This window comes from Microcystis sp. LE19-131.1A, assembly GCF_027532015.1.
In the GTDB taxonomy this organism is placed as follows: Bacteria; Cyanobacteriota; Cyanobacteriia; order Cyanobacteriales; family Microcystaceae; genus Microcystis; species Microcystis ichthyoblabe_A.
This window is the reverse complement of record NZ_JAPZSS010000129.1, coordinates 1-1,196: the sequence shown is the minus strand read 5'-3', so window position 1 is coordinate 1,196 and position 1,196 is coordinate 1. Positions and strand designations below refer to the sequence as shown.

Sequence of the window (1,196 nt, the reverse complement as noted above, 5' to 3'; positions counted from 1 at the left end):
TCTACTCCAGATACAGTCAACGGTACAGCCATTTTCAAGTAAAAAATGTACCCAGTAGCCTCTTTTCAATTTTTTCTTAGAAGCGACCTGCAGTAAGGGTTTTGTTAATTTTTTAGTATTTATGTATGGGGGAAGTCCAGTTCTACTAGGTAGGGGGTATTCCCTTTGTCATTCATGGTAGCTAGGTTTTTCGGCGGGTGATGAATTAATAGGTGATCTTTTTTGAACAATGGAAAGGGCTTTTTCCCAGTAATTAAGGTAAGTAAACAACCTAAAAGATGGTTATAAGTGGGATATTGAGGGAAAAAAGCATTATGGGCGCAAAAGTGGGCTATTTCCTGCAATTGAGCCGCTCCAGCTACGGATAACACCCATCCTAGGGGGATTAATTGCCAGTGGCTAAGAGCGATCGCTAATCCTCCTATATACTGGAGTATGCCATAGAGTAATTCTAAGGAAGGCGTGCTTTTCCAGAGAGGGGGAGCAAGGTAGTAGCCTGTTAGCCAGTCAAAGAAAGCTTGTACGAGACGATTATCGCTGAGTTGGAGCATCCCTAGGCGTGGATTATCCCTTAAAGCCGATGCTTGTGTTGGGGTGGGTTTTTTCAGTATCATAGTAGTGGAAAATTTGGTTGTACTGTCCTGAAAATGGTTAAATAACCAAATTCAGGCGGTTTTATTAGCTGTGCAGTTGTTCAATTTCTCGGTAGTGCTGGACTAATTACCCAAGCTTCTTTGGGTACATACCCCAAGAGATTTTTTAGCCTCTCGGTTAGTGATTTAATCTGATCAGTTGATAGATACATAGGCTTAATTCCTCTGTTCTTTTTTTTATAATAAACTTGCAAAATAGAGGAATTGGTAGCATTTTGATCGTCTTTTTTAAAATTTCCAAGGATCTTTTTGCGTGCTTTTCAGTGGCTAAAATGATCTTTTGAGCCTTCTCAAGGATCTTTTTGTTACAAACCGATCTTTTTGTTACAAAGCGTAGCTAGTGCCTAGACAGACTTAAGTAGCTGGTTATAATTAAATTGAAAATGGATTTTAGGTTCGATCCCCCCCTTATTAAGCTATCCATTAGTCACATCTTTCTTAACATAAAATTTGACAAAAAGAGAAAAGTGTGCAAGATGGCTCAAGGGGGTTCTATGGGGGGACTAATTTGATGAGATAGTTTCCAAGTCTGGCTGATATCAT

1 protein-coding gene is annotated in these 1,196 nt (G+C 39.5%); it reads right to left on the bottom strand.

Going from position 1 to position 1,196, the window contains the following annotated elements:
• Positions 1 to 119 precede the first annotated feature (119 nt).
• Entirely contained in the window at positions 120 to 614 is a 495-nt protein-coding gene (locus O9323_RS10855; RefSeq protein ID WP_288125094.1) for a hypothetical protein, read from the bottom strand.
• Between the last annotated feature and the right edge of the window lie 582 nt (positions 615 to 1,196).